Below are 20,207 nucleotides of genomic sequence, written 5' to 3'. Positions count from 1 at the left end.
CTCTTATCCCTTGACGGCGCCGGACATCAGGCCACGCACGAAGTAGCGGCCGGCGACGATATAGACGATGAGCGTGGGAAGGGCGGCGAGGATCGCGCCCGCGAAGTGGACGTTATATTCCTGCACGCCGGTGGAAGAGTTCACGAGATTGTTGAGCGCGACCGTCATCGGCGTGCTCGTGGCGTTCGAGAAGGACGCGCCGAACAGGAAGTCGTTCCAGATATTGGTGAACTGCCAGATGACCGACACGACGATGATCGGCCCCGAGGACGGCAGCAGGATGCGCCGGAAAATCTGGAAGAAGCTCGCGCCGTCGATCTGTGCCGCGCGGATGAGCTCGGTCGGGAACGCCGCATAATAATTGCGGAAATAGAGCGTGGTGAAGCCGATGCCGTAGATGACGTGGACGAAGATCAGACCCGGCACTGTGCCCGATATGCCGAGCATGCCGAGGATGCGGGCCATGGGGATGAGCACAATTTGGAACGGGATGAAGCAGGACAGCAGCAGCATGCCGAACAGGACATTGGAGCCGCGGAATTCCCATTTGGTCAGCACATAGCCGTTGAGCGCGCCCAGTACCGTCGAAATGGCGACGGCGGGCACGACCATCAGGATCGAGTTGAGGAAATAGGGTTTCAAGCCCGTCGGCTGCACGCCGATCTGCGCCGTCGACCAGGCGGAAAGCCAGGGCGCAATCGTCCACTGATGGGGGAAGGCCAGCATGCCGCCCTGCCGGATCTCCTCCAGCGGCTTGAACGAATTGACCAGCATGACGTAGAGCGGCAGCAGGTAATAGATGGCGAAGAGGATGAGCGCGGCATAGATGAGCGCACGCGTCAGCCGGCCGTGATTGATCACATTGTCAGGGCTTTGGGCGCTCATCAGCGTTTCTCCCCGCGCAGTTCCGAATAGAGATAGGGCACGATGATCGAGAAGATCATGATCAGCATGATGATGGCCGAGGCGGCGCCGATGCCCATCGAATTGCGGGCGAAGGTGTAGGAATACATGAAATTGGCCGGAAGCGTCGTCGCCTGCCCCGGGCCGCCGCCGGTCATCGCCACGATCAAATCATAGGATTTGATGGCGAGGTGGGCGAGCACCACGAAAGCCGAGAGAAACACGGGCCGCATTAGCGGGATGATGATGCGGCGATAGATGGTGACGGTCGAGGCGCCGTCGATCTGCGCCGCCTTGATGATCTCATTATCGACGCCGCGCAGGCCAGCGAGGAACATGGCCATGACGAAGCCCGAGGATTGCCAGACCGCGGCGATGACGATGGTGTAGATCGCCATTTGCGGATCCTTGATCCAGGTGAAGGAGAAGCTCGTCCAGCCGAGCTGGTGCATGGTGTTTTCCAGGCCGATGCCCGGGTCGAGGAACCATTTCCATGCCGTGCCCGTGACGATGAAGGACAGCGCCATCGGATAGAGATAGATCGGGCGCAACAAGCCTTCGGCGCGGATCTTCTGGTCGAGCAGGATGGCGAGGCCGAGGCCTATGACGATGGAGAACAGGATATAGAGCGAGGCGAAGATGGCGAGGTTCTCGATCGCCGTCCACCATTGCGGCAGCAGCCAGAGCTTGTGGTAATTCTCCAACCCCACGAAACCGTAGGAGGGCAGCATCTTGCTGTTGGTCAGCGAAAGATAGCCCGTATAGAGAATAAACCCGTAAACGAAGATCAGGATCAGCAGGAAGCTCGGACTTACCACGAGCTTCGGCAGCCAATCCTGCAAGCGGCTACGACTGTTCATACGCCTCACTCACCCTATGCGCTTGTTGCCCGTCGTTCATTTTGTTCTTGCATCCGGTCAGCCTGCACCTGGAACAGTTTGTTTTGAGACGGAAGCAATATGCGCTCCTCCATCCTTGCAGCAGGGAGTAGCGTAGAGGCATGGATTCCTGTGACAAGCACAGGGAATGGCGGATTGCTTGATCGTCGCTGACAACCTTCAACCTCACAGCATGCACTCCAGCTCTTGCTGAAGAGCGGCCATCACGTTTCCGTCATTCCTGTGCTTGTCACAGGAATCCATGCCTCGGCATTTCCATCGCAACAACGGTCCAGAACCGTTGCGGATAACCCCACCAAAACAAATTTGCTCTAAGGGCTGCTTAACCGCCTGTTAAGCAAGCTCCTCCGCCCGGCAGAGGAGTATGAATTACAAGGGCATCCCTACAAATATGGAACCGCCGGAGTCAAAGACCCCGGCGGTCACACTTACGTTTACTGCGCCGCCGCGACGGCGGTGACGAGTTCCTTCACCGCGTCCTCGGAAGACAGCTCGCCATTGAACTGGCGGGTGACCACGTCGAAGATCGCATTCTTGACGGCGGCCGGCTCAGCATAGCCATGAGCCAGCGAGCCCAGCATACGGCCATCGGCATTGGCGGCCTTGATGTCGGCGATAGCCTTCTTACCGCAGGCGTCGAACTTGGTGTCCGGCACGTCCATGCGGGCGGGCGCGGCGCCCTTGACGGTGTTGAAGGCGACCTGGAAATCCGGGCTCATGATGGCCGAAGCCATGGCCATCTGCGCGGGAACCTTATCCTTGGCCACGTTGAACATGGCGAACATGTCGGAATTGAAGGTCACCGCTCCCTGCGTTCCGGGATAGCGGGCGCAGACGAAATCCTTGCCCGGCTCCTTGCCGGCCTTGAGGAACTCGCCCTTGGCCCAGTCGCCCATGAACTGCATGCCGGCCTTGCCCTCGATCACCATGGCGGAAGCCAGGTTCCAGTCGCGGCCCGAGAAGTTCGGATCGACATAGGAGCGCAGCTTGGTCATGCGGTCGAAGACCTGCTTCATCGTGTCGGAGCCGAGCGCCTCGGGATCGGCATCGATGATGGCTTTCTTGTAGAAATCATCGCCGAAGGACAGCACGACCGCCTCGAAAACCGTCGAATCCTGCCAGGGCTGGCCGCCATGGGCGATGGGGATAATGCCCTGCTTCTTGAAATTATCGAGCAGCGCGATCAGTTCGTCCCAGTTCTCCGGCACCTTGCCGCCGGCCTTGTCGAGCGCGGCCTTGTTGATCCACATCCAGTTCGTCGAATGGATATCGACCGGCGCGGCAATCCAATGGCCGTCATATTTGGCGAATTTCTGCAACGCGTCGGGGACGACCTTGCCCCAGCCTTCCTTTTCCGCCACGGAATCGAGATTGCCGAGCACGCCTTGCTCCGCCCAGTCCTTGATATCGAAGCCCAGCATCTGCACTGCCGTGGGCGGATCGCCGGCGGTGACGCGGGCGCGAAGCACCGTCATCGCCTGGACGCCGCTGCCGCCGGCGACGGGCATGTCGACCCAACCGATGCCCTGCTTTTCCAGATCCTTCTTCAGCACGTCGAGCGCAGCGGCCTCGCCGCCCGAGGTCCACCAGTGCAGGACCTCGACGCTCTGCTTCTTGTCCTGAGCATGAGCGAACGTCGCCGCCCCCGCCATCAAAGCCGCAATCGCGACCGTCGATACAAATTTGCGCATGATAAGCCTCCCTGCTTCGCGTTTTTCCTCGATGGATCATCCATCGCCCGGCCCCAGTCTATGGCTGACAACGGTGACATAAGCAAGGTTTTTCCGTCATTTACCCCTGAGGGCAAATGGGATGCTCGGGATTGGCGGTATTTCAGGAAAAGCTTAAATCAGCGGACTATTGCGGCCATTGCCCGGCCGGCCAATGACGCGCAGTGTGTATGACCCGCACTATGACAACGCTTTCTTGGCCGCGGGATTGTTGCAGCGCGTAGGCAATCACTGAGCCGCACGGCGCGCTGGCGCCCGGGCGCGTTTTATGTATTGTGCCGCTTAACGACAGGCGCAACGACAAGGACGAATAGAATGGACATCCGTGAGATCGACGACACTTTCTCCGTTACCGGCCAGATCTACCCCGACGATGTCAGGGACATCGCCGCCGCGGGCTTCCGCACGCTGATCTGCAACCGCCCGGACGATGAATCCCCCGACCAGCCCGCCTTCGCCGAGATCGCCAGCGTGGCGGAGAAGGCCGGCATTCCCGTGCATTATATTCCGGTCGTGCCGGGCGGGCTTACCCAGGACGATGTGGACGCGATGGCCGCGGCGCTCGCCGAGGCGGAGGGCCCGGTGCTCGCCTATTGCCGCTCCGGCGCGCGCTCGACCAATATTTATGGCCTCGCGCGGCAGCAAATGGGGCGGTAAGACGCTATTCCCTCGCTCAAGATCGCTCCCATGACCGCTCCACGCTTCACGCCGCTCGTCGGCAGAATTCCCTCCACCGTCCCGTTCGTCGGCCCCGAGGCGCTGGAGCGGCAACGGGGGCGCGCTTTCGCGGCCCGGCTCGGGGCGAATGAAAACGGTTTCGGCCCAGCCCCGTCGGTGATCGCTGCCATGCAGGAGGCGGCGGGCGAGGTGTGGAAATATGGCGACCCCGAGAATCATGCGCTCAAGACGGCGCTGGCGGCTCATCTGGGCATAGGGCCCGACAACATCGCCGTGGGTCCCGGCATCGATTGCCTGCTGGGGCTCGTCGTCAGGCAATATGTCAATCCCGACGATGCGGTCATCAATTCGCTGGGCGGCTATCCGACCTTCAACTTCCATGTCGCGGGTTTCGGCGGGCGCCTCGTCACCGTGCCCTATCGCGACGACCGGAGCGACCTTAGCGGGCTACTCGATGCGGTGAAGCGCGAGAGGGCACCGCTCGTCTATCTCGCCAATCCCGATAATCCGATGGGCACATGGCTGGAGGCGGAGGCGGTGCAGGCCTTTATCGAGGCTTTGCCGGAGACGACGCTCCTCATTCTCGACGAGGCCTATGGCGAGACCGCGCCCGCCTCGGCCATCCCGCCGCTCGACGTGGCGCGTCCGAATGTGCTGCGGATGCGCACTTTCTCGAAAGCCTATGGGCTCGCTGGAATGCGCTGCGGCTACGCCATCGGCGCGCCGGAACAGATTGCCGCTTTCGACAAGATTCGCGACCATTTCGGCGTTCCGCGCCTGACGCAAATCGCCACGATGGCCGCGCTAAGGGATCAGGCTTATCTCGATGCGGTGACCGGCGCGATCGATGCGGCGCGGCGGCGGATCGCCTCGATTGCGGCGGCCAACGGGCTTGCCGCCATCCCCTCGGCCACGAATTTCGTCACCATCGATTGCGGGCGGGACGGCGCATTCGCGAAACACGTTCTCGATGCGCTGATCGAGCGCGACATCTTCGTGCGCAAACCCGCCGCGCCAATTCTCGACCGCTGCATCCGCGTGAGCGTCGGGCCGAAAGGCGAGCTCGATCTTTTCGAGGAAACATTGCCGCTGGCGCTTGCGGCGGCGGATATCTGACAGGGGGTTAAGACCATGGTTCAGGAACTCTACCGTCCCTTCGCGCTTCTCGGCGCCTTAAGCGGCGCGGCCGCCATCGCGGCCTATGCGGCGTCCGCCCATGGCGGCAGCGCCAATCTCAGCACCATCGCGCCGCTGCTCCTCGGCCATGCGCCGGCCCTCATCGCGCTGTCGATGCTTGCGGCTGGGAGGGGCGTCGCAAAGCTCGGCGGATGGGCGATCCTCATCGGGCTTCTGCTTTTCACCGGCGATCTCCTGATGCGCGATTTGACCGGCGACCGGCTCTTCCCCTACGCCGCGCCGTCAGGCGGAACGCTGATGATGCTCGGATGGGTGATCGCGGGCCTGGGGCTGATGGCGCGGAAGGCTTAAAAGAAAACGGGGCGCGAGCGCCCCGTTGCTCCGTAGCCGCAAACGCTTACGACGTCTGCTTCAGCCGTGCATTGCAGAGGCTGTAGAAGCCGCCGCCCTTCTGGATCCACTTCAGGCCGCCGAGCGTATTGGCCTCCTTGTTGGCATAATATTGCTCGAGGCAGGTGTGCATCCGCGCCTTGGCAGGCTTTTCATTGGCGAATTTCGGCGAAATGGCGGTCGGGAAGCTCACGCCGGTAGGGGCGCGCATGGTTGGCGCGGCCGGCTCGCGGTCGCCATCGGTGCTGAGCGCCGTGGCATCGGCACCGGGGCCGCATTCCGCCTTGCGGAAGGCGTTCCAGTTCATGCCGTTGAGGCTGCCGGAGATCTTGGCCGCCTCATATTTGGCGGCGCATTCCAGCCGGCTCAAACCCTTGGCACCGGCTGCAGCGGCTGCGGTTCCGGCAGCGGCGCCTGCGGCTGCACCGCCAGCGGTGGCGTTGTTGTTGCCAGCCGGTGCGGCCGGAGCGGCGGCGGCAGCATCGCCCTCGCACTGGGTCTTGCGGAAATCATTCCATTTCACGCCGCCCAGCGTTCCCGCCTCCTTGGCGGCCTTGTATTTCACGCTGCATTCCTTCATCGTGAGCGCATTGGCCGGGGATGAAGCAGTCAGGGCGGCCGCACCCAGGATGACGGCAGCGCCGGCCAGACTTGCGATGGATCGAATAAGCATTTGTCGGTTCTCCGTGATCAGGGTGCCGCAAATGTGCACCCCCGCCAGTTTTTCCGTCAATAAACCTATATATTCAAGGTAAAATTTGTGTTGACCGCTTTAAACTGCGTGATTGCCAGCGGAGATAAACTTAGATTACATAAGTAAAACTGAATTTACCTCATCATGACGGTCTGTGTGGCCGGCTCCTGCGGCGCGCGCGGCGGCTGCGGCACGGAGAAATCGAGCCGGACGGGAAGATGATCGGAGGCGACGGGAGAAAGCGAGGCGATCCTGGCGACGCCGACACCGGGGCTCACCAGGATCTGGTCGATGGGCAGGCCGATATAGCGGGTGAGACGCGCCAGTTGAGGCGGCGCGTAGGACGGGCCGATGCCGGAGATATGATGGGTGCCGCTGGCCGCCTCGATGCGGCGAACGGCATTACTCCAGGGAACGGCATTGAAATCGCCGGCGACGATAAGGGGAGCATCCTGCCTTGCCAGATGCGGTTCCAGAAGAGGGATATCCCGCGGCTGGCCGTAGGGCCAGGGCCAGCGCAGATGCAGCGCAACGACAGTCAAGGGAGCGCCGCCGAGGTCGAACCGGGCAAAAGCCATGAGGCCTCTGCCCGCGCAGCCGGCCTCACCGCCTTCGGCGAAGGGACGGCGCGAAAGGATGGCGACACCCCAGCCGATGCTGCGGCAGACCTGCTGGTAGGGATAGCGCCCCTTCAGCAGTTCCAGCTTCTCCGCCCATTCGTCCGAGACCTCCTCGAAGGTGATGATATCGGGCTTTTCCCGCGCGATCATGCGCAGCACTTCCGCCGGGTCCGGATTGTTGTAGAGCAGGTTGAGCTGGATGAGGCTGTAATGCGCCTCCCCCTTCTCCCCGGCCTCGGCCTTCGCCGCACCGGAGAGAAGCCCTTGCGCCGCGCCGAGCGTCGTGGCGAAGGCACTCACCGAGAGAAGGAGCACCATCGCCCCCTCGCGCCAAAGCGCGGTGAAAAACAATGGCAAGGCGAGCAGGCCCATCACGACAGCGATATGGGCGCGAAAATGGGAAAAGGAATCGAGCGCCGGATGCAGACGGCCCAAAAAGCCCAGAACCAGCGGCACCGAAAGCATCAGCGCAGCGGCGAGGAGGAGAATTGGGAAAAGAGCGGTGCTTTTTGGGGTCATAACGCGCAGTAAAAAGAGGATTGCGGCTGGGAGATGGCTGGACGCATATAGAATAAAGATGAAATGCGGGATTCAAACGCTCGCACAAATCCATCCGTCGCGCTGCGCTGGACGGGGTATCGCCCTACTGAAACGCCGTCTCGAAAAAGCTCCTTAACTTTCGCGAATGCAGGCGTTCCGGCGGCATGGCGCGGAGTTTTTCCATGGCGCGGATGCCGATCTGGAGATGCTGCGCCACTTGCCGTTTGTAGAACTCCGTCGCCATGCCCGGCAGTTTCAGCTCCCCATGAAGCGGCTTGTCGGAAACGCAGAGCAGCGTGCCGTAGGGAACGCGGAAGCGGAAGCCGTTGGCGGCGATGGTGGCCGACTCCATGTCGAGCGCCACTGCGCGCGATTGCGACAGGCGATGCACCGGGCCGCGCTGGTCGCGCAGTTCCCAATTGCGGTTGTCGATGGTCGCCACGGTGCCGGTGCGCATGATCCGCTTCAGATCGTAGCCCTCAAGACCGGTGATCTCCTCCACCGCCTCCTCCAGCGCCACCTGCACTTCGGCGAGCGCGGGCAGTGGCACCCAGACCGGCAGATCGTCATCGAGCACATGGTCCTCGCGCACATAGGCGTGGGCGAGAACATAGTCGCCCAGCTCCTGGCTGTTGCGCAGGCCCGCGCAGTGCCCAAGCATCAGCCAGGCATGGGGGCGCAGCACGGCGACGTGGTCGGTGATGGTCTTGGCGTTGGACGGGCCGACGCCGATATTGATCATGGTGATGCCCGACTGGTCCGGCATGACCAGATGATAGGCCGGCATTTGCGGCAGGCGATGCAGGGGCAGGCCGATGGAGGGCGCATGATCGCCGGCAAGGGTGACGAGATTGCCGGGCTCGACGAATTTCGCATATCCGCCGCCACCTTCCGACATCAGCTCCCGCGCATAGGCGCAGAACTCATCGACATAGAACTGGTAATTGGTGAAGAGAACGAAGTTCTGGAAATGCGCCGGGCTGGTGGCCGTATAATGCGCAAGGCGATGCAGCGAATAGTCCACCCGCTGGCCGGTGAAAGGCGCAAGCGGCATGGCCTCGCCGGGCGCAAGCTCATAATCGCCGTTGACGATGCGGTCATCGGTGGCGGCAAGATCAGGGACGTCAAAAATATCGCGCAGCGGGCGGGCGAATGCCTCCGCGACGCCGGCCTTGATATGCGTCCCCTCGAGGAAGGCAAAGTGAATGGGGATAGGCACCAGCGATTCCTGCACGGTGACGGGTACGCCGTGATTGCGGATCAAGAGCCTGATCTGCTCGTGGAGATATTCATCGAACAGGTCCGGCCGGGTAATCGTCGTGGAATAGATGCCAGGCGTCGAGACATGGCCGAATGCCAGCCGGGAATCGACATGGGCAAAGCTGGTGGTCGAAAGCCGCAATTCGGGATAATAGGCGCGATAGCGCTCACTTCCCCCCTCCCCTTGCGCGATCCGGTCAAAGGCGTCGCGCAGGAACGCGGTGTTGCGTTCATAGAGCGCGCGCAGGCAATCGACCGCCGCGCGGGCATCGGTGAATTGCTCGGGTTCCTGATGGGGAGGCGTTTGAATGCCGGGATGATGGGGAGTGCCGATTCGATTTTCCATGCGCCTAATAATAGGGCATGATTTTGAAAAATTGCAGACACCGCCGAAGTTTCGTTTATCCCTCCCGCTGGAGGGTGACGAGCAGGACGAGGCCCGCTCCCTGAATGCCGGGAGCCTTGTTCGCCTGCATTGCCGCGAAAGCGCCCACCGGCCCCACCAGAACCGCGGCGAAGACGACCATGCGCAGGAAGATAGCGGCGGAGGCGCGCATTCTGGCGGTCATTGCAGTCCCGCCTTGGGGGTTTGCGAAGCCTCGAAAAGCGGCTTCTGCGCGTTCGCCTTGCGGGCCTCATGGACGAGGCCGCCGGTCAGAATCGCGAGTCCCATGAGGAAAAGACTGAAAATGGTAAAACGCCGCAACAGCATGAGGTCGTCCTTCGTTGATGACCTAGAGATAGCCGTTCGAGGCTGAATGCATGCTGAGAGCGCCGTTCATCCGCCGTTCAAACACTTTGACGTGAGGTAAAGCCCGGCTTGTTGCGATATTGGCGGAGGGCCATATCTGCTATGCTCCTCAGCCTCACCCCTTGCCTGATTCCGGGAGATTTTCATGACGACACAGACAAAGCCGATCGAACTTTATTACTGGCCGACGCCCAACGGCCACAAGATCAGCATCATGCTGGAGGAACTGGGCGTTCCCTATGAGGTCAAATATGTCAATATCGGCAAGGGCGACCAGTTCAAGCCGGATTTCCTGAAGATCGCGCCGAACAACCGCATGCCCGCCATCATCGACCCGGAAGGCCCAGGCGGCGAGCCGATCTCGGTGTTCGAATCCGGCGCCATCCTGCAGTATCTCGGACGGAAGTTCGGCAAGTTCTACCCCACCGACGAGCGCAAGCGCGTGGCGACCGAGGAATGGCTGATGTGGCAGATGGGCGGGCTCGGCCCCATGTCCGGCCAAGCGGGCCATTTCCGCATCTATGCGCCCGAGAAGATCCAGTACGGCATCGACCGTTACACCAATGAGGTCAACCGGCTCTACGGCGTGATGAACCGCCGCCTCGAAGGCCGCGATTATCTGGCGGATGAGTACTCCATTGCCGATATCGCCTGCATCGGCTGGATCAGCGCCTACAAGAACTACGACCAGAAGCTCGAGGATTTCCCGAACCTGAAGCGCTGGTTCGAGACAGTCACGGCCCGCCCAGCCGTTCAGCGCGGCATGGCGCTGGGCAAGGAAGCGAGGACCAACCTCGCCGAGGATAAGGACGCGCAGAAGGTGCTCTTCGGGCAGAAGGCGCGGTAAACGCCACCTTCCTTGTTTTAGATATTTTGTCTTCCTAGATAAGCAGAGGCCGGCTCGAAAGCCGGCCTCCAAAGCTGGACGCATAAAATTAGCGTCTGGATCCACCATGAGGCCCACTCAGGTGAATACCGTGGAGCGACCCGATATGTGCGGTCGCTCCACTTCCGATCGAAGGACCCCCGTTGGGCTGAGCACCCTGACCGATAGCGGGACCGCCATTGGGCTGGGCACCCGATCCGATGGCAGGGCCACCGTTGCCGCCCGGCTGGGCACCCGATCCGATACCGGGACCGCCATTGGGCTGAGCACCCGAACCGATGGCAGGGCCACCCTTACCGCCCGGCTGAGCGCCCGAACCAATACCGGGACCGCCATTGGGCTGGGCACCCGATCCGATGGCAGGGCCACCCTTACCGCCCGGCTGAGCGCCCGAACCAATACCGGGACCGCCATTGGGCTGGGCACCCGATCCGATGGCAGGGCCACCGTTGCCGCCCGGCTGGGCGCCCGAACCAATACCGGGACCGCCATTGGGCTGGGCACCCGAACCGATGGCAGGGCCACCGTTGCCGCCCGGCTGGGCGCCCGATCCGATCGGGGGATTGCCACCCGGCTGAGCTCCCGACCCAATCGAAGGACCACCGGCGCTCTGCGGGCCACCATCGTGCGGGGCGCCGACACGGCCGCCTACGCGCTGCGGGCCGCCATTGTGCGGGGTGCCGACACGACCGCCCGTGATCTGCGGGCCGCCATTGTGCGGCGTGCCGACGCGGCCGCCTACGCGCTGCGGACCGCCGTCATGCGGGGTGCCGACACGGCCCCCGGTGCTCTGCGGGCCGCCGTCATGCGGGGTGCCGACACGACCGCCCGTGATCTGCGGGCCGCCATCGTGCGGCGTGCCGACGCGGCCGCCTACGCGCTGCGGACCGCCATCATGCGGCGTGCCGACACGGCCGCCGGTGCGCTGCGGACCGCCGTCATGCGGCGTGCCGACACGGCCGCCGGTGCTCTGCGGGCCGCCATCGTGCGGCGTGCCGACACGGCCCCCGGTGCTCTGCGGACCGCCGTCATGCGGCGTGCCGACACGGCCCCCGGTGCGCTGCGGGCCGCCATCATGCGGCGTGCCGACACGGCCCCCGGTGCGCTGCGGACCGCCGTCATGCGGCGTGCCCACACGGCCCCCGGTGCTCTGCGGACCGCCGTCATGCGGCGTGCCGACACGGCCCCCGGTGCTCTGCGGGCCGCCATTGTGCGGCGTGCCCACACGGCCGCCGGTGCTCTGCGGGCCGCCATTGTGCGGCGTGCCCACACGGCCGCCGGTGCTCTGCGGGCCGCCATTGTGCGGCGTGCCCACACGGCCCCCGGTGCTCTGCGGACCGCCATTGTGCGGCGTGCCGACACGGCCCCCGGTGCTTTGCGGACCGCCATTGTGCGGCGTGCCGACACGGCCCCCGGTGCTTTGCGGACCGCCATCATGCGGCGTGCCGACACGGCCCCCGGTGCTTTGCGGACCGCCATCATGCGGCGTGCCGACACGGCCCCCGGTGCTCTGCGGACCGCCGTCATGCGGCGTGCCGACACGGCCCCCGGTGCTCTGCGGACCGCCGTCATGCGGCGTGCCCACACGGCCCCCGGTGCTCTGCGGACCGCCGTCATGCGGCGTGCCCACACGGCCCCCGGTGCTCTGCGGGCCGCCGTCATGCGGCGTGCCCACACGGCCGCCTGCATATTGCGGGCCGCCGTCACGCGGCGTGCCGACACGGCCGCCGGTGCTCTGCGGGCCGCCATCGTGCGGCGTGCCGACACGGCCCCCGGTGCTCTGCGGGCCGCCGTCATGCGGCGTGCCCACACGGCCGCCTGCATATTGCGGGCCGCCGTCACGCGGCGTGCCGACACGGCCGCCCGGCTGCTGAATGTGGATTTCACCGGCCCGGTGGCGATGGGGCGGCAAGGCGGCTGCACTTGCAGCCACGGTGCCAAGACCGAAGCCGGCGGCGATGGTGCTCGCGAGGAGCGTGGTTACGAGTTTGCGGTGCATCACAAGTACTCCTTTTGATGCTCTCAGCGTCAGTACCTGCTACCGGCCAATCCCGCATTACAACTGAAACTGGCAGGCAGCGGGCGGGGAGTCCTGATGCCGAATTGTGTTGTGAATATGTTATAGCGTTACGTGCAATAGTAACGCTTTCGTGCATGATATAACGTAACGCTCTCTCTATTTAACGGGACTTGAGGAGCGCAATTGATCGCCAGTTTAAAAGCGCAATCTGCTGGATTTACATAAAAATTTACTAAGTATCGATGGCTCATGTCGGCTTGGCGGCGCCCCCGCTCTCGCGAGGGGGATGCCGCATAGGAACGGCGGGCGTGTCGCCTATTGCCGCGCCAGATTCTCGCTTTTGCAGATCAATCCACCCATCACACAGCCGGATAGCGACAGGGTGTTTCCCTTGACGCTCGCCTTGCCGGTATAAGTCTTGCCTTCGTCAAGCTTGTTGACCTTGCCTTTATAGGAGCCATCCTTGCCAGACATGGAGCCGATGGACTTGCCCTTGTATTCGCCCGTCATCACGGTGCCGCAATAGGTGCCGGCGCCGCAGGGCTCGTATTTGATGATGGTGCCGTTCGGCCGCTTCCATGAGCCGACAATGGGCTCTTCCGCAAGCGCGGGCATGGCGGACAGCGTGAAAATGGCGGCTGCCGTGACGATCAATGCGCGCATTATTTGTTCCTCCCGATATGACTAAACCTTGGGGCCGGTGACGTTTTCCTCCCGGCATCGGCCTTACGCGTACGTAAAAGTAATGCAAACCCGAAGCCATGCCAATCGAATCTTTGGTTAGCGCGTGGTTGATTTCCCGATTTCACTTTTTACGAGAATTTTCGGCAAAAACCCGGAAAACCGGGCCTCGTCATGTTTAACGGAAGTATAAGTTTACTTTCGTTTCAGCTTTTGTTCCGACTTGCTTAAGCATCCTCCTTAACAGCCATTTCAAGCCTGTCTGGCACTCTCGAAGCATAGAAAGAGCACCGGGTTTAAACCGGATGTTCGATTGAAAACAGGGACTTGGACAATGGCACGGTTTGAAGTACGCGGCACGGAATCGGGCGCTTTCGACGCCTCGACACAGGCCGAGATTCTCTTCGAAATGGGCATGATGTACGCCACGGGACGAGATTGCGATGTCGATCTCGTCGCGGCGCACAAATGGTTCAACATCGCCGCCGTCAAAGGTTGCGAACGCGCCGCCATCATGCGCAACGAGATTTCCGTCTCCATGAGCAAGGTCGACCTTGCCACCGCCCTTCGCGCCGCGCGCGAATGGATGACGGCTCACTGAGTAAATTCCGGGGCGGATGAACTGGAGTTCAGACAATGAACATCAAGTGCATTCTTTTCGGCTTCGCCGCCCTGGCCTCTATTTCGGCTGCCCAGGCGGCAAACGCCGCTGACGCCGTCGCGGCGACGCAAAACACGACCGCCCCCCAGGCGGAAGCGGACGACGCACATTACTTACGCGCATGCTATACCACCGGCGCAGGCTATTTCTTCATTCCGGGCACGGAAACCTGTCTGCGCATCTCCGGTTATATCCGTCTCGACGTGAGCGGAGGGGACGCGCTCGGCAGTTATGCGCTCGACCGCCGGAGATTATACGCGGACACGCCGGAGGTGAAGTTCAACAATACCTGGAATCTGGGCACGCGCTTCGCGCTGCGCACGCAGACGGCGACGGCGACGGAACTCGGCACGCTCTATACCTATACCGAGAGCCGCTTCCAGTATGATACGAACTACCAGACATACACGATCACCCGGCCCGTTCCGGAGCAATATGAGAGCGCCTGGGCCAGCTTCGACACCACGACGCTTAATTTTGCCTATATCGAACTGGGCGGCCTGCGCATCGGCAAGGACGAAACCGCGTTCCGGACCTTCCTCGGCTATGCCGGCAATGTCGTCAATGACGATACGCTGGAGCCCTATGGCTACGATACTATGCTTATCAGCTACACTTTTACCGGCAGCAACGGGCTTTCGGCCATCCTCTCGCTGGAGCAGGGCACTGATGATTACACCATCGACAGCTATGTGCCGCATGTCGCCGCCGGCCTCAAATATATGCACGGCCGCGGCTCGATCGGCGCCGTTGCCGGCTATGACGCGAATTTCGAGGAATATGCGGTCAAGGTCCGCGCGGATTATAACGTCACCGACTATTTCTCGGTCTTCGTGATGGCGGGCTGGCGGTCGGATGGCGCGGTGGCGGATCGCTTGCACAATTTCTACGCCTCATGGGGCGGCGACTGGATCGGCTGGGCCGGGGCGAGCTATGCGCTGTCGGACAAGGCCGTCGGCAATCTGCAGGTCTCGTTCGACGATTCCAAACAGTTGGCCGTTGCCGCCAACGTCGCCTACACGCTCGCGCCCGGCTTTTCGGTAACGCCCGAACTGCTTTACAAGAAGAACTCGAAAGAACTCACCGGCAATGACGATGCCGTCTGGGGCGGCGGCATCCGGTTTCAGCGGTCGTTCTAAATAGAGTGCTTAAGCTCCGCTTCGAGAAACGCCCGCACTTCCGCCGGGCTGCGCAGGTGGAAGACCCGGACGTGCGGCGGGACGGTCTTGAGAAGCTTCAATGCACGGATGCGGCCGTTTTTCCTGTATCCGGTCACCCATTTGAGAAAAGCCCAGTCGAACCGCTCCGGGCAGCCTTCGGCCATGTCGGGCCGGGTCCTGCCGTAATGCTTCATGACGCGCCGGATCACGCGCCAAAGACGGCGGATGGTGCCGATATCGAGGAAGACGAGCGCATCGGCCCGCTCGAGTCGCGCAGGGATGGTTGCCGTATGGTTGCCCTCGAACACCCATGCCTCACCTCGCGCCGCTTCAAGCGCCAGCGCTGTCGTTTCTTCCGGCGTGCGCTGCACCCAGCCTGGCTTCCAGTACATCGGGTCGATATGGATGACAGGCAGGCCAAGCCGCTCGCCGATTTCCCGGGCGAGCGTGGATTTGCCGGAACCGGCGCCGCCGATGATCATGATGCGTTTCATGGCCTCGCTTCGCTCGGAAGGGAATAGGGGGAGTATGAGAGTAAGGGAATATGTTTCTGCATACCCCCTTATTCTCCTCCTCACTTATTCTCCTACTGCCCTATCTCTTCATCGACACCAGCGAGAACAGCGCGCCCTGCGGGTCGACGCAGTTGACGATCCAGCTATCGCCCGGCACCTGCATCGGCTCCATAAGGGTCTTGCCGCCACCCTCCTTCACGCGATCTATCGCCGCGTCGAGCCCATCGACCCAGAAATAGAACGACCACATCGGCACGGGCACGTTTTCCGGCTTGGTCATGACGGCGCCGCACAGTTTACCGTCGATTTCGAAAAGCTGGTAGACGCCCATGTCGCCGCCCATTTCCATCGCCTCGCCCTTGGTCCAGCCGAACTGGCTGGCGTAAAAGTCGAAGGCGCTCGGGCCGTCGGCGGCGTAAAGCTCGTTCCAGCCGATCGTGCCCGGCGTCTGGTCGGGCAGAGGGGGCTGTTCTTCCATGCCCGGCGTGAATAGGTTGAACACCGCCCCTTGCGGATCGGTGACGACGGAGAAGCGCCCGACTTCCGGGATATCGGCAGGCTCGCGCAATATTTTACCGCCCGCCTTTTGAACGCTTTGCGTCTCGGCATCGACATTGTCGGTATAGATGAAGGGGAGCCAGATGGGACGCGCGCCCATCGCCTTCGCTTCCTCCGGAATCGTCATCATGCCGACGACGCCGCGGTCGCCGGCCTTGCCGATGACATAGGGCATATCTCCCGGCCAGCGTTCGATGTTCCAGCCGATGACCGTCTTATAAAAAGTCTCGGCGGCGGCGAGGTCCGACGTCATCAGTTCGTACCATACGAAATTCGATTGCTTGGGCATTTCCACATTTCCCTTTTCTTTGGGTTGATCGGCGCAAGCGTTATGGCGCGGCGATATTACACTGAAAATGCGGGAACCTCACCTCTCCTGACAAATGAGACAGGTGCCCTCCTGACAGATCAACTGACAAAATACTGGCAGTTGAAGAGGGCGACCGATGCACTTTTTTCCCGCATGATCTTGCCTGTAAGTCTGCAACTGTTCGGGATCATGCTATACGTCCGCCCGCGCAAAAAGAGGGATGGCGGCGGATGAAGCTGATTGCATGGGTTATGGGTGCGGCTTTGGGCTTGGGCGTCGCGAGCGGAGCACAGGCGGAGTGGAAACCCGCCGAGCGGATCGAGACCTATCCGGTGTCCGGCCAGACGGGTATCGAGCTTTACCGCTCGATCGGCGAGAACGGCCCAAGACTGAGCCTGGGGCCGACCATCGCCTACACGACATTCGATCTCAAATGGTCGCGCAAATATGTGCCGGAGGGCGGCGGCTGCCGCCTCGCCCAAGCGGTGCCGCACCTGACCATCATCTACAAGCTGCCGAAGCCCTCAGCCAAAATGCCGCCGGATACGCAGAAACGCTGGGACCGCTTCATTGCCGGGATTGAGGCGCATGAGCGGGTGCATGGCCAAATCATCCTCGACATGGTGAAGAAGATCGAGGCCATGTCGGTGGGCCTGGCAGTGGCGAACGATCCGGGATGCAAGAAGATCAGGCAGGAACTGACCCGCCGCCTCGCCGCCCTTTCGAACGAACAGCGCCAGCAAAGCCGCGATTTCGACAAGACGGAAATGAGCGAGGGCGGGAATGTGCATCAGCTGGTGTTGGGGCTGGTGAATGGATGAAGGTAGAGCGCCCTCCTTCCCCCTTGCGGGGAAGGTGCCCGCGTTAGCGGGTGGATGGGGGTGGTAATGGCAGCGCGGTGGGATCTCCGGCAGGTTGCACTTTTTAGCTATCTGCACTTTTCATAAGTGCATAATTTTCGAAGTCACCTCTATCACAACCACCCCCATCCGTCTGCTCCGCAGACACCTTCCCCGCAAGGGGGAAGGAGGGCGCCACGCCTTGCTCACATATTCACATAAACCGGCCCCTCGCCGCCCTGCGGGGGGACCCAGTTGATATTCTGGTTGGGGTCCTTGATGTCGCAGGTCTTGCAGTGGACGCAGTTCTGGGCGTTGATGACGTAGATTTCCTTGCCGTCCTGCTTCACCCATTCATAGACCCCCGCCGGGCAATAGCGCTGCGACGGGCCGGCATAGATGTCGAATTCCGAGGTCCGCTGCAACTCCATATTCTTCACCTGAAGATGGACCGGCTGGTCCTCCTCATGATTGGTGTTGGAGAGGAAGACGGATGACAGGCGGTCGAAGGTGAGCACGCCGTCGGGCTTGGGGTATTCGATCTTCTTCGCCTCGCTGGCGGGTTCCAGCGTCCTATAATCCGGCTTGCCATGGCTCATCGTGCCGAAGGGCGACCAGCCGCCGGTCAGCGTGTTGATCCACATGTCGAGGCCGCCGAGCGCGACGCCCAGAACCGTGCCGAGCTTCGACCAGAGCGGCTTGACGTTGCGGACCTTCTTCAGATCCTTGCCGATCTCGCTTGTCCGCCAGGCTTCCTCATAGGCGGTCAGTTCGTCATGGGCGCGGCCCGCGGCGATGGCTTCGGCGACATGGTCCGCGGCCATGATCCCCGACAGCACCGCATTGTGCGAGCCCTTGATGCGCGGCACGTTGACGAAACCCGCCGAGCAGCCCATCAGCGCACCGCCGGGGAAGGTCAGCTTCGGCACCGACTGGAAGCCGCCCTCGGTGATGGCGCGGGCGCCGTAGGAGAGCCGCTTGCCGCCCTCGAAGGTATCGCGAATGGCCGAATGGGTCTTGAAGCGCTGGAACTCCTCGAAGGGCGAGAGATAGGGGTTCTTGTAGTTCAGGTGAACGACGAAGCCGACTGCCACCAGATTATCGCCGAAATGGTAGAGGAACGAGCCGCCGCCGGTCTTCGAATCGAGCGGCCAGCCGAAGGAGTGCTGCACGAGGCCGGGCTTGTGCTTGGACGGATCGACCTGCCAGAGCTCTTTCAGGCCGATGCCGAATTTCGGCGGCTCCCTGCCCTCATCAAGCTTGAATTTGGCGATAAGCTGCTTCGCCAGCGAGCCGCGCGCGCCTTCGCCGATCAGCACATATTTGCCGAGCAGCGCCATGCCGCGTGTATAGGCCGGACCGGGCTCGCCATTCTTCTCGACGCCCATATCGCCGGTGGCGACGCCGATGACCGCGCCATTGTCGTCATAGAGCACTTCGGTAGCGGCGAAGCCGGGGTAGATCTCGACGCCAAGCGCCTCGGCCTTCGTGCCCAGCCAGCGGCAGACATTGCCCAGCGAGACGATGTAATTGCCGTGATTGTTCATCAGCGGCGGCATTAGAAAATTGGGCAGGCGCACCGATCCGGCGGGCCCGAGCACGAGGAAATGATCGTCGGTGACCGGCGTTTGGAACGGATGGTCGCTTTCCTCACGCCAGCCGGGGATGAGCTTGTCGATGCCGATGGGGTCGACGACCGCGCCCGAGAGAATATGCGCGCCGACCTCGCCGCCCTTCTCCAGCACCACGACCGAGAGTTCCGGATTGACCTGCTTCAGCCGGATCGCCGCCGCCAGGCCCGCCGGACCCGCCCCGACGATGACCACGTCGAATTCCATGCTCTCGCGCTCTGGAAGCTCGTTCGCCTCGCTCATCTCATCCTCCGTGACGGCCTGTTCCCCGGAGCCGTCCTGCCTCGTTTGTTATTCTTACCTGTTATAGCGTCGCTTACATCCTCACAAGCGGCCAATTGTCCGGGGGCAATTGTGGCATTCAATGGTTAATTAGTTTACCTTGACGTAAACGTCAATGAATTCATGGCTTTTACGGCCTGTTCCTGCAATAGACGGCGCGCGCTCATTCCTGATAAGGATGCGGTCATGGCAAATGAGCAGGCATGGATGGATATCGAAGGGCTGATCCGCTTCTACGCGGAAGCCGGGGTGGATATCGCCCTTTCCGACGAGCCCATCGACCGTTTTGCCGAAAGCGCGCGGCCAAAAGCGCCATCACGGCAGGCGCACCCGGGCGCAGGCCAGGCGAGCGGCGCGGCTCCCTCCCCTCAGCAGCCCTCCCGGCAAGCGGCCCCGGCTCCGTCCGCCCCGCGCCCTGTGGTGCCCGACGATGCGCAGGTGGCGATGGCGCGCGAGGCGGCGCGCACAGCGGCGACGCTGGAGGAATTGCGCGAGCGGCTCGCGGCCTTCGATGGCTGCAATCTGAAATTCACCGCCAAGAATATGTGCTTTGCCGATGGCGACCCGGCATCGCCCATCATGTTCATCGGAGAAGCGCCGGGGCGCGACGAGGATATTGAGGGGCGGCCCTTCGTCGGGCGATCCGGGCAATTGCTGAACCGGATGCTTGTCGCCATGGGGCTGGAGCGGGACAGGGTCTATATCGCCAACACCATCCCCTGGCGTCCGCCCGGCAACCGCACCCCGACGCCGCTGGAGACCGAACTCTGCCGCCCGTTCATCGAACGGCAGATCGAGCTGGCCGACCCGAAAGTGCTGGTCGCGCTCGGCGGCCCGGCGGCTAAGGCGCTGACCGGCTCGCAGGAAGGCATCCTGCGGCTGCGGGGAAACTGGAAGTTGCATGTAACGCCATCTGGCAAGGAAATCCCGGTCATGCCGACGCTGCACCCGGCCTATCTGTTGAGAACCCCTGCGCAGAAGCGGTTTGCGTGGCGGGATTTGCTGGCGGTGAAGATAAAATTGCGGGAGCTGGGGGCGGGGAAGTGAATAGGGGCTGCGGTG

The 20,207-nt window shown here is 62.3% G+C and carries 21 protein-coding genes; 8 read left to right on the top strand and 13 right to left on the bottom strand.

What is annotated here, in order from left to right:
- Nucleotides 1–3 precede the first annotated feature (3 nt).
- From ACOWVG_RS01125 to ACOWVG_RS01115, 3 genes are all read right to left on the bottom strand, one after another.
- Nucleotides 4–885 (bottom strand): carbohydrate ABC transporter permease, encoded by an 882-nt coding sequence (locus ACOWVG_RS01125; protein WP_420959602.1) that lies wholly within the window; start codon nt 883–885, stop codon nt 4–6.
- Nucleotides 885–1,763, bottom strand: coding sequence for a carbohydrate ABC transporter permease (locus ACOWVG_RS01120; protein WP_420959601.1), 879 nt, complete (start codon nt 1,761–1,763; stop codon nt 885–887). Before ACOWVG_RS01120 ends, ACOWVG_RS01125 begins: the two co-directional genes overlap by 1 nt.
- A gap of 473 nt (nt 1,764–2,236) precedes the next feature.
- Nucleotides 2,237–3,493: an ABC transporter substrate-binding protein gene (locus ACOWVG_RS01115; RefSeq protein WP_420959600.1), complete on the bottom strand. Its 1,257-nt coding sequence runs from the start codon at nt 3,491–3,493 to the stop codon at nt 2,237–2,239.
- 354 nt (nt 3,494–3,847) lie between these two features.
- Here ACOWVG_RS01115 and ACOWVG_RS01110 point away from each other — a divergent pair, with 354 nt between their 5' ends.
- The 3 genes from ACOWVG_RS01110 to ACOWVG_RS01100 are packed head-to-tail and all read left to right on the top strand — an operon-like array spanning nt 3,848 to nt 5,698.
- Nucleotides 3,848–4,189, top strand: a complete 342-nt coding sequence (locus ACOWVG_RS01110; protein ID WP_420959598.1) for a TIGR01244 family sulfur transferase — start codon at nt 3,848–3,850, stop codon at nt 4,187–4,189.
- Between the two features lie 30 nt (nt 4,190–4,219).
- Nucleotides 4,220–5,326 carry a pyridoxal phosphate-dependent aminotransferase gene (locus tag ACOWVG_RS01105; RefSeq protein ID WP_420959596.1) on the top strand — a complete coding sequence of 369 codons (1,107 nt, stop codon included), beginning with the start codon at nt 4,220–4,222 and terminating at the stop codon, nt 5,324–5,326.
- 15 nt (nt 5,327–5,341) lie between these two features.
- Nucleotides 5,342–5,698, top strand: coding sequence for a DUF423 domain-containing protein (locus ACOWVG_RS01100; RefSeq protein WP_420959595.1), 357 nt, complete (start codon nt 5,342–5,344; stop codon nt 5,696–5,698).
- A gap of 46 nt (nt 5,699–5,744) precedes the next feature.
- On the opposite strand, the gene ACOWVG_RS01095 is transcribed toward ACOWVG_RS01100, so the two are convergent.
- The 5 genes from ACOWVG_RS01095 to ACOWVG_RS01075 form a co-directional block, all read right to left on the bottom strand.
- Nucleotides 5,745–6,410, bottom strand: coding sequence for an antifreeze protein (locus ACOWVG_RS01095; protein WP_420959593.1), 666 nt, complete (start codon nt 6,408–6,410; stop codon nt 5,745–5,747).
- Between the two features lie 155 nt (nt 6,411–6,565).
- On the bottom strand, nt 6,566–7,570 hold the full coding sequence (locus ACOWVG_RS01090; RefSeq protein ID WP_420959591.1) for an endonuclease/exonuclease/phosphatase family protein: 1,005 nt from the start codon (nt 7,568–7,570) through the stop codon (nt 6,566–6,568).
- Between the two features lie 124 nt (nt 7,571–7,694).
- Entirely contained in the window at nt 7,695–9,197 is a 1,503-nt protein-coding gene (locus ACOWVG_RS01085; protein WP_420959589.1) for an AMP nucleosidase, read from the bottom strand.
- Between the two features lie 55 nt (nt 9,198–9,252).
- Complete coding sequence (locus tag ACOWVG_RS01080) at nt 9,253–9,420, bottom strand: hypothetical protein (RefSeq protein ID WP_420959587.1); 168 nt, start codon at nt 9,418–9,420, stop codon at nt 9,253–9,255.
- On the bottom strand, nt 9,417–9,563 hold the full coding sequence (locus tag ACOWVG_RS01075) for a hypothetical protein (RefSeq protein WP_420959585.1): 147 nt from the start codon (nt 9,561–9,563) through the stop codon (nt 9,417–9,419). The genes ACOWVG_RS01080 and ACOWVG_RS01075 overlap by 4 nt, the downstream gene beginning before the upstream one ends.
- A 184-nt stretch (nt 9,564–9,747) precedes the next feature.
- Here ACOWVG_RS01075 and ACOWVG_RS01070 point away from each other — a divergent pair, with 184 nt between their 5' ends.
- Nucleotides 9,748–10,449: a glutathione S-transferase N-terminal domain-containing protein gene (locus tag ACOWVG_RS01070; RefSeq protein ID WP_420959583.1), complete on the top strand. Its 702-nt coding sequence runs from the start codon at nt 9,748–9,750 to the stop codon at nt 10,447–10,449.
- Nucleotides 10,450–10,537: 88 nt separating this feature from the next.
- Here the strand turns inward: ACOWVG_RS01070 and ACOWVG_RS01065 are convergent, their stop codons facing one another.
- Together ACOWVG_RS01065 and ACOWVG_RS01060 are read right to left on the bottom strand one after the other, a co-directional pair.
- The gene (locus ACOWVG_RS01065) at nt 10,538–12,487 is read right to left on the bottom strand and encodes a hypothetical protein (RefSeq protein ID WP_420959581.1); all 1,950 of its coding nucleotides are present in this window, start codon (nt 12,485–12,487) and stop codon (nt 10,538–10,540) included.
- Between the two features lie 336 nt (nt 12,488–12,823).
- A complete protein-coding gene (locus tag ACOWVG_RS01060) occupies nt 12,824–13,174 on the bottom strand; it encodes a DUF2147 domain-containing protein (protein WP_420960144.1) in 351 nt (116 codons plus the stop codon).
- A 349-nt stretch (nt 13,175–13,523) separates the two neighbouring features.
- On the opposite strand from ACOWVG_RS01060, the gene ACOWVG_RS01055 reads away from it, so the two are divergent.
- Together ACOWVG_RS01055 and ACOWVG_RS01050 are read left to right on the top strand one after the other, a co-directional pair.
- A complete protein-coding gene (locus ACOWVG_RS01055; protein ID WP_420959580.1) occupies nt 13,524–13,790 on the top strand; it encodes an SEL1-like repeat protein in 267 nt (88 codons plus the stop codon).
- A gap of 35 nt (nt 13,791–13,825) precedes the next feature.
- Nucleotides 13,826–14,989 (top strand): porin, encoded by a 1,164-nt coding sequence (locus ACOWVG_RS01050; RefSeq protein ID WP_420959578.1) that lies wholly within the window; start codon nt 13,826–13,828, stop codon nt 14,987–14,989.
- Here the strand turns inward: ACOWVG_RS01050 and ACOWVG_RS01045 are convergent.
- Complete coding sequence (locus ACOWVG_RS01045) at nt 14,986–15,504, bottom strand: DNA topology modulation protein FlaR (RefSeq protein ID WP_420959576.1); 519 nt, start codon at nt 15,502–15,504, stop codon at nt 14,986–14,988. The two genes, ACOWVG_RS01050 and ACOWVG_RS01045, sit on opposite strands and share 4 nt — an antisense overlap.
- Before the next feature lie 100 nt (nt 15,505–15,604).
- Entirely contained in the window at nt 15,605–16,372 is a 768-nt protein-coding gene (locus tag ACOWVG_RS01040) for a VOC family protein (RefSeq protein ID WP_420959575.1), read from the bottom strand.
- 251 nt (nt 16,373–16,623) lie between these two features.
- Between ACOWVG_RS01040 and ACOWVG_RS01035 the strand changes: the two genes are divergently transcribed.
- Nucleotides 16,624–17,214, top strand: a complete 591-nt coding sequence (locus ACOWVG_RS01035) for a DUF922 domain-containing Zn-dependent protease (RefSeq protein WP_420959574.1) — start codon at nt 16,624–16,626, stop codon at nt 17,212–17,214.
- A gap of 224 nt (nt 17,215–17,438) precedes the next feature.
- Here ACOWVG_RS01035 and ACOWVG_RS01030 read toward each other — a convergent pair whose 3' ends face one another.
- Nucleotides 17,439–19,106, bottom strand: a complete 1,668-nt coding sequence (locus ACOWVG_RS01030) for an electron transfer flavoprotein-ubiquinone oxidoreductase (protein WP_420959572.1) — start codon at nt 19,104–19,106, stop codon at nt 17,439–17,441.
- Nucleotides 19,107–19,331: 225 nt separating this feature from the next.
- Here ACOWVG_RS01030 and ACOWVG_RS01025 point away from each other — a divergent pair, with 225 nt between their 5' ends.
- Nucleotides 19,332–20,192, top strand: coding sequence for a uracil-DNA glycosylase (locus ACOWVG_RS01025; RefSeq protein ID WP_420959571.1), 861 nt, complete (start codon nt 19,332–19,334; stop codon nt 20,190–20,192).
- The last annotated feature ends 15 nt before the right edge of the window (nt 20,193–20,207 follow it).

The sequence above is a fragment of the Brucella sp. IR073 genome, assembly GCF_049065735.1.
Taxonomy (GTDB): domain Bacteria; phylum Pseudomonadota; class Alphaproteobacteria; order Rhizobiales; family Rhizobiaceae; genus Paramesorhizobium.
The sequence above is the reverse complement of the archived record's forward strand: the minus strand, read 5'-3'. Positions and strand labels throughout refer to the sequence as shown.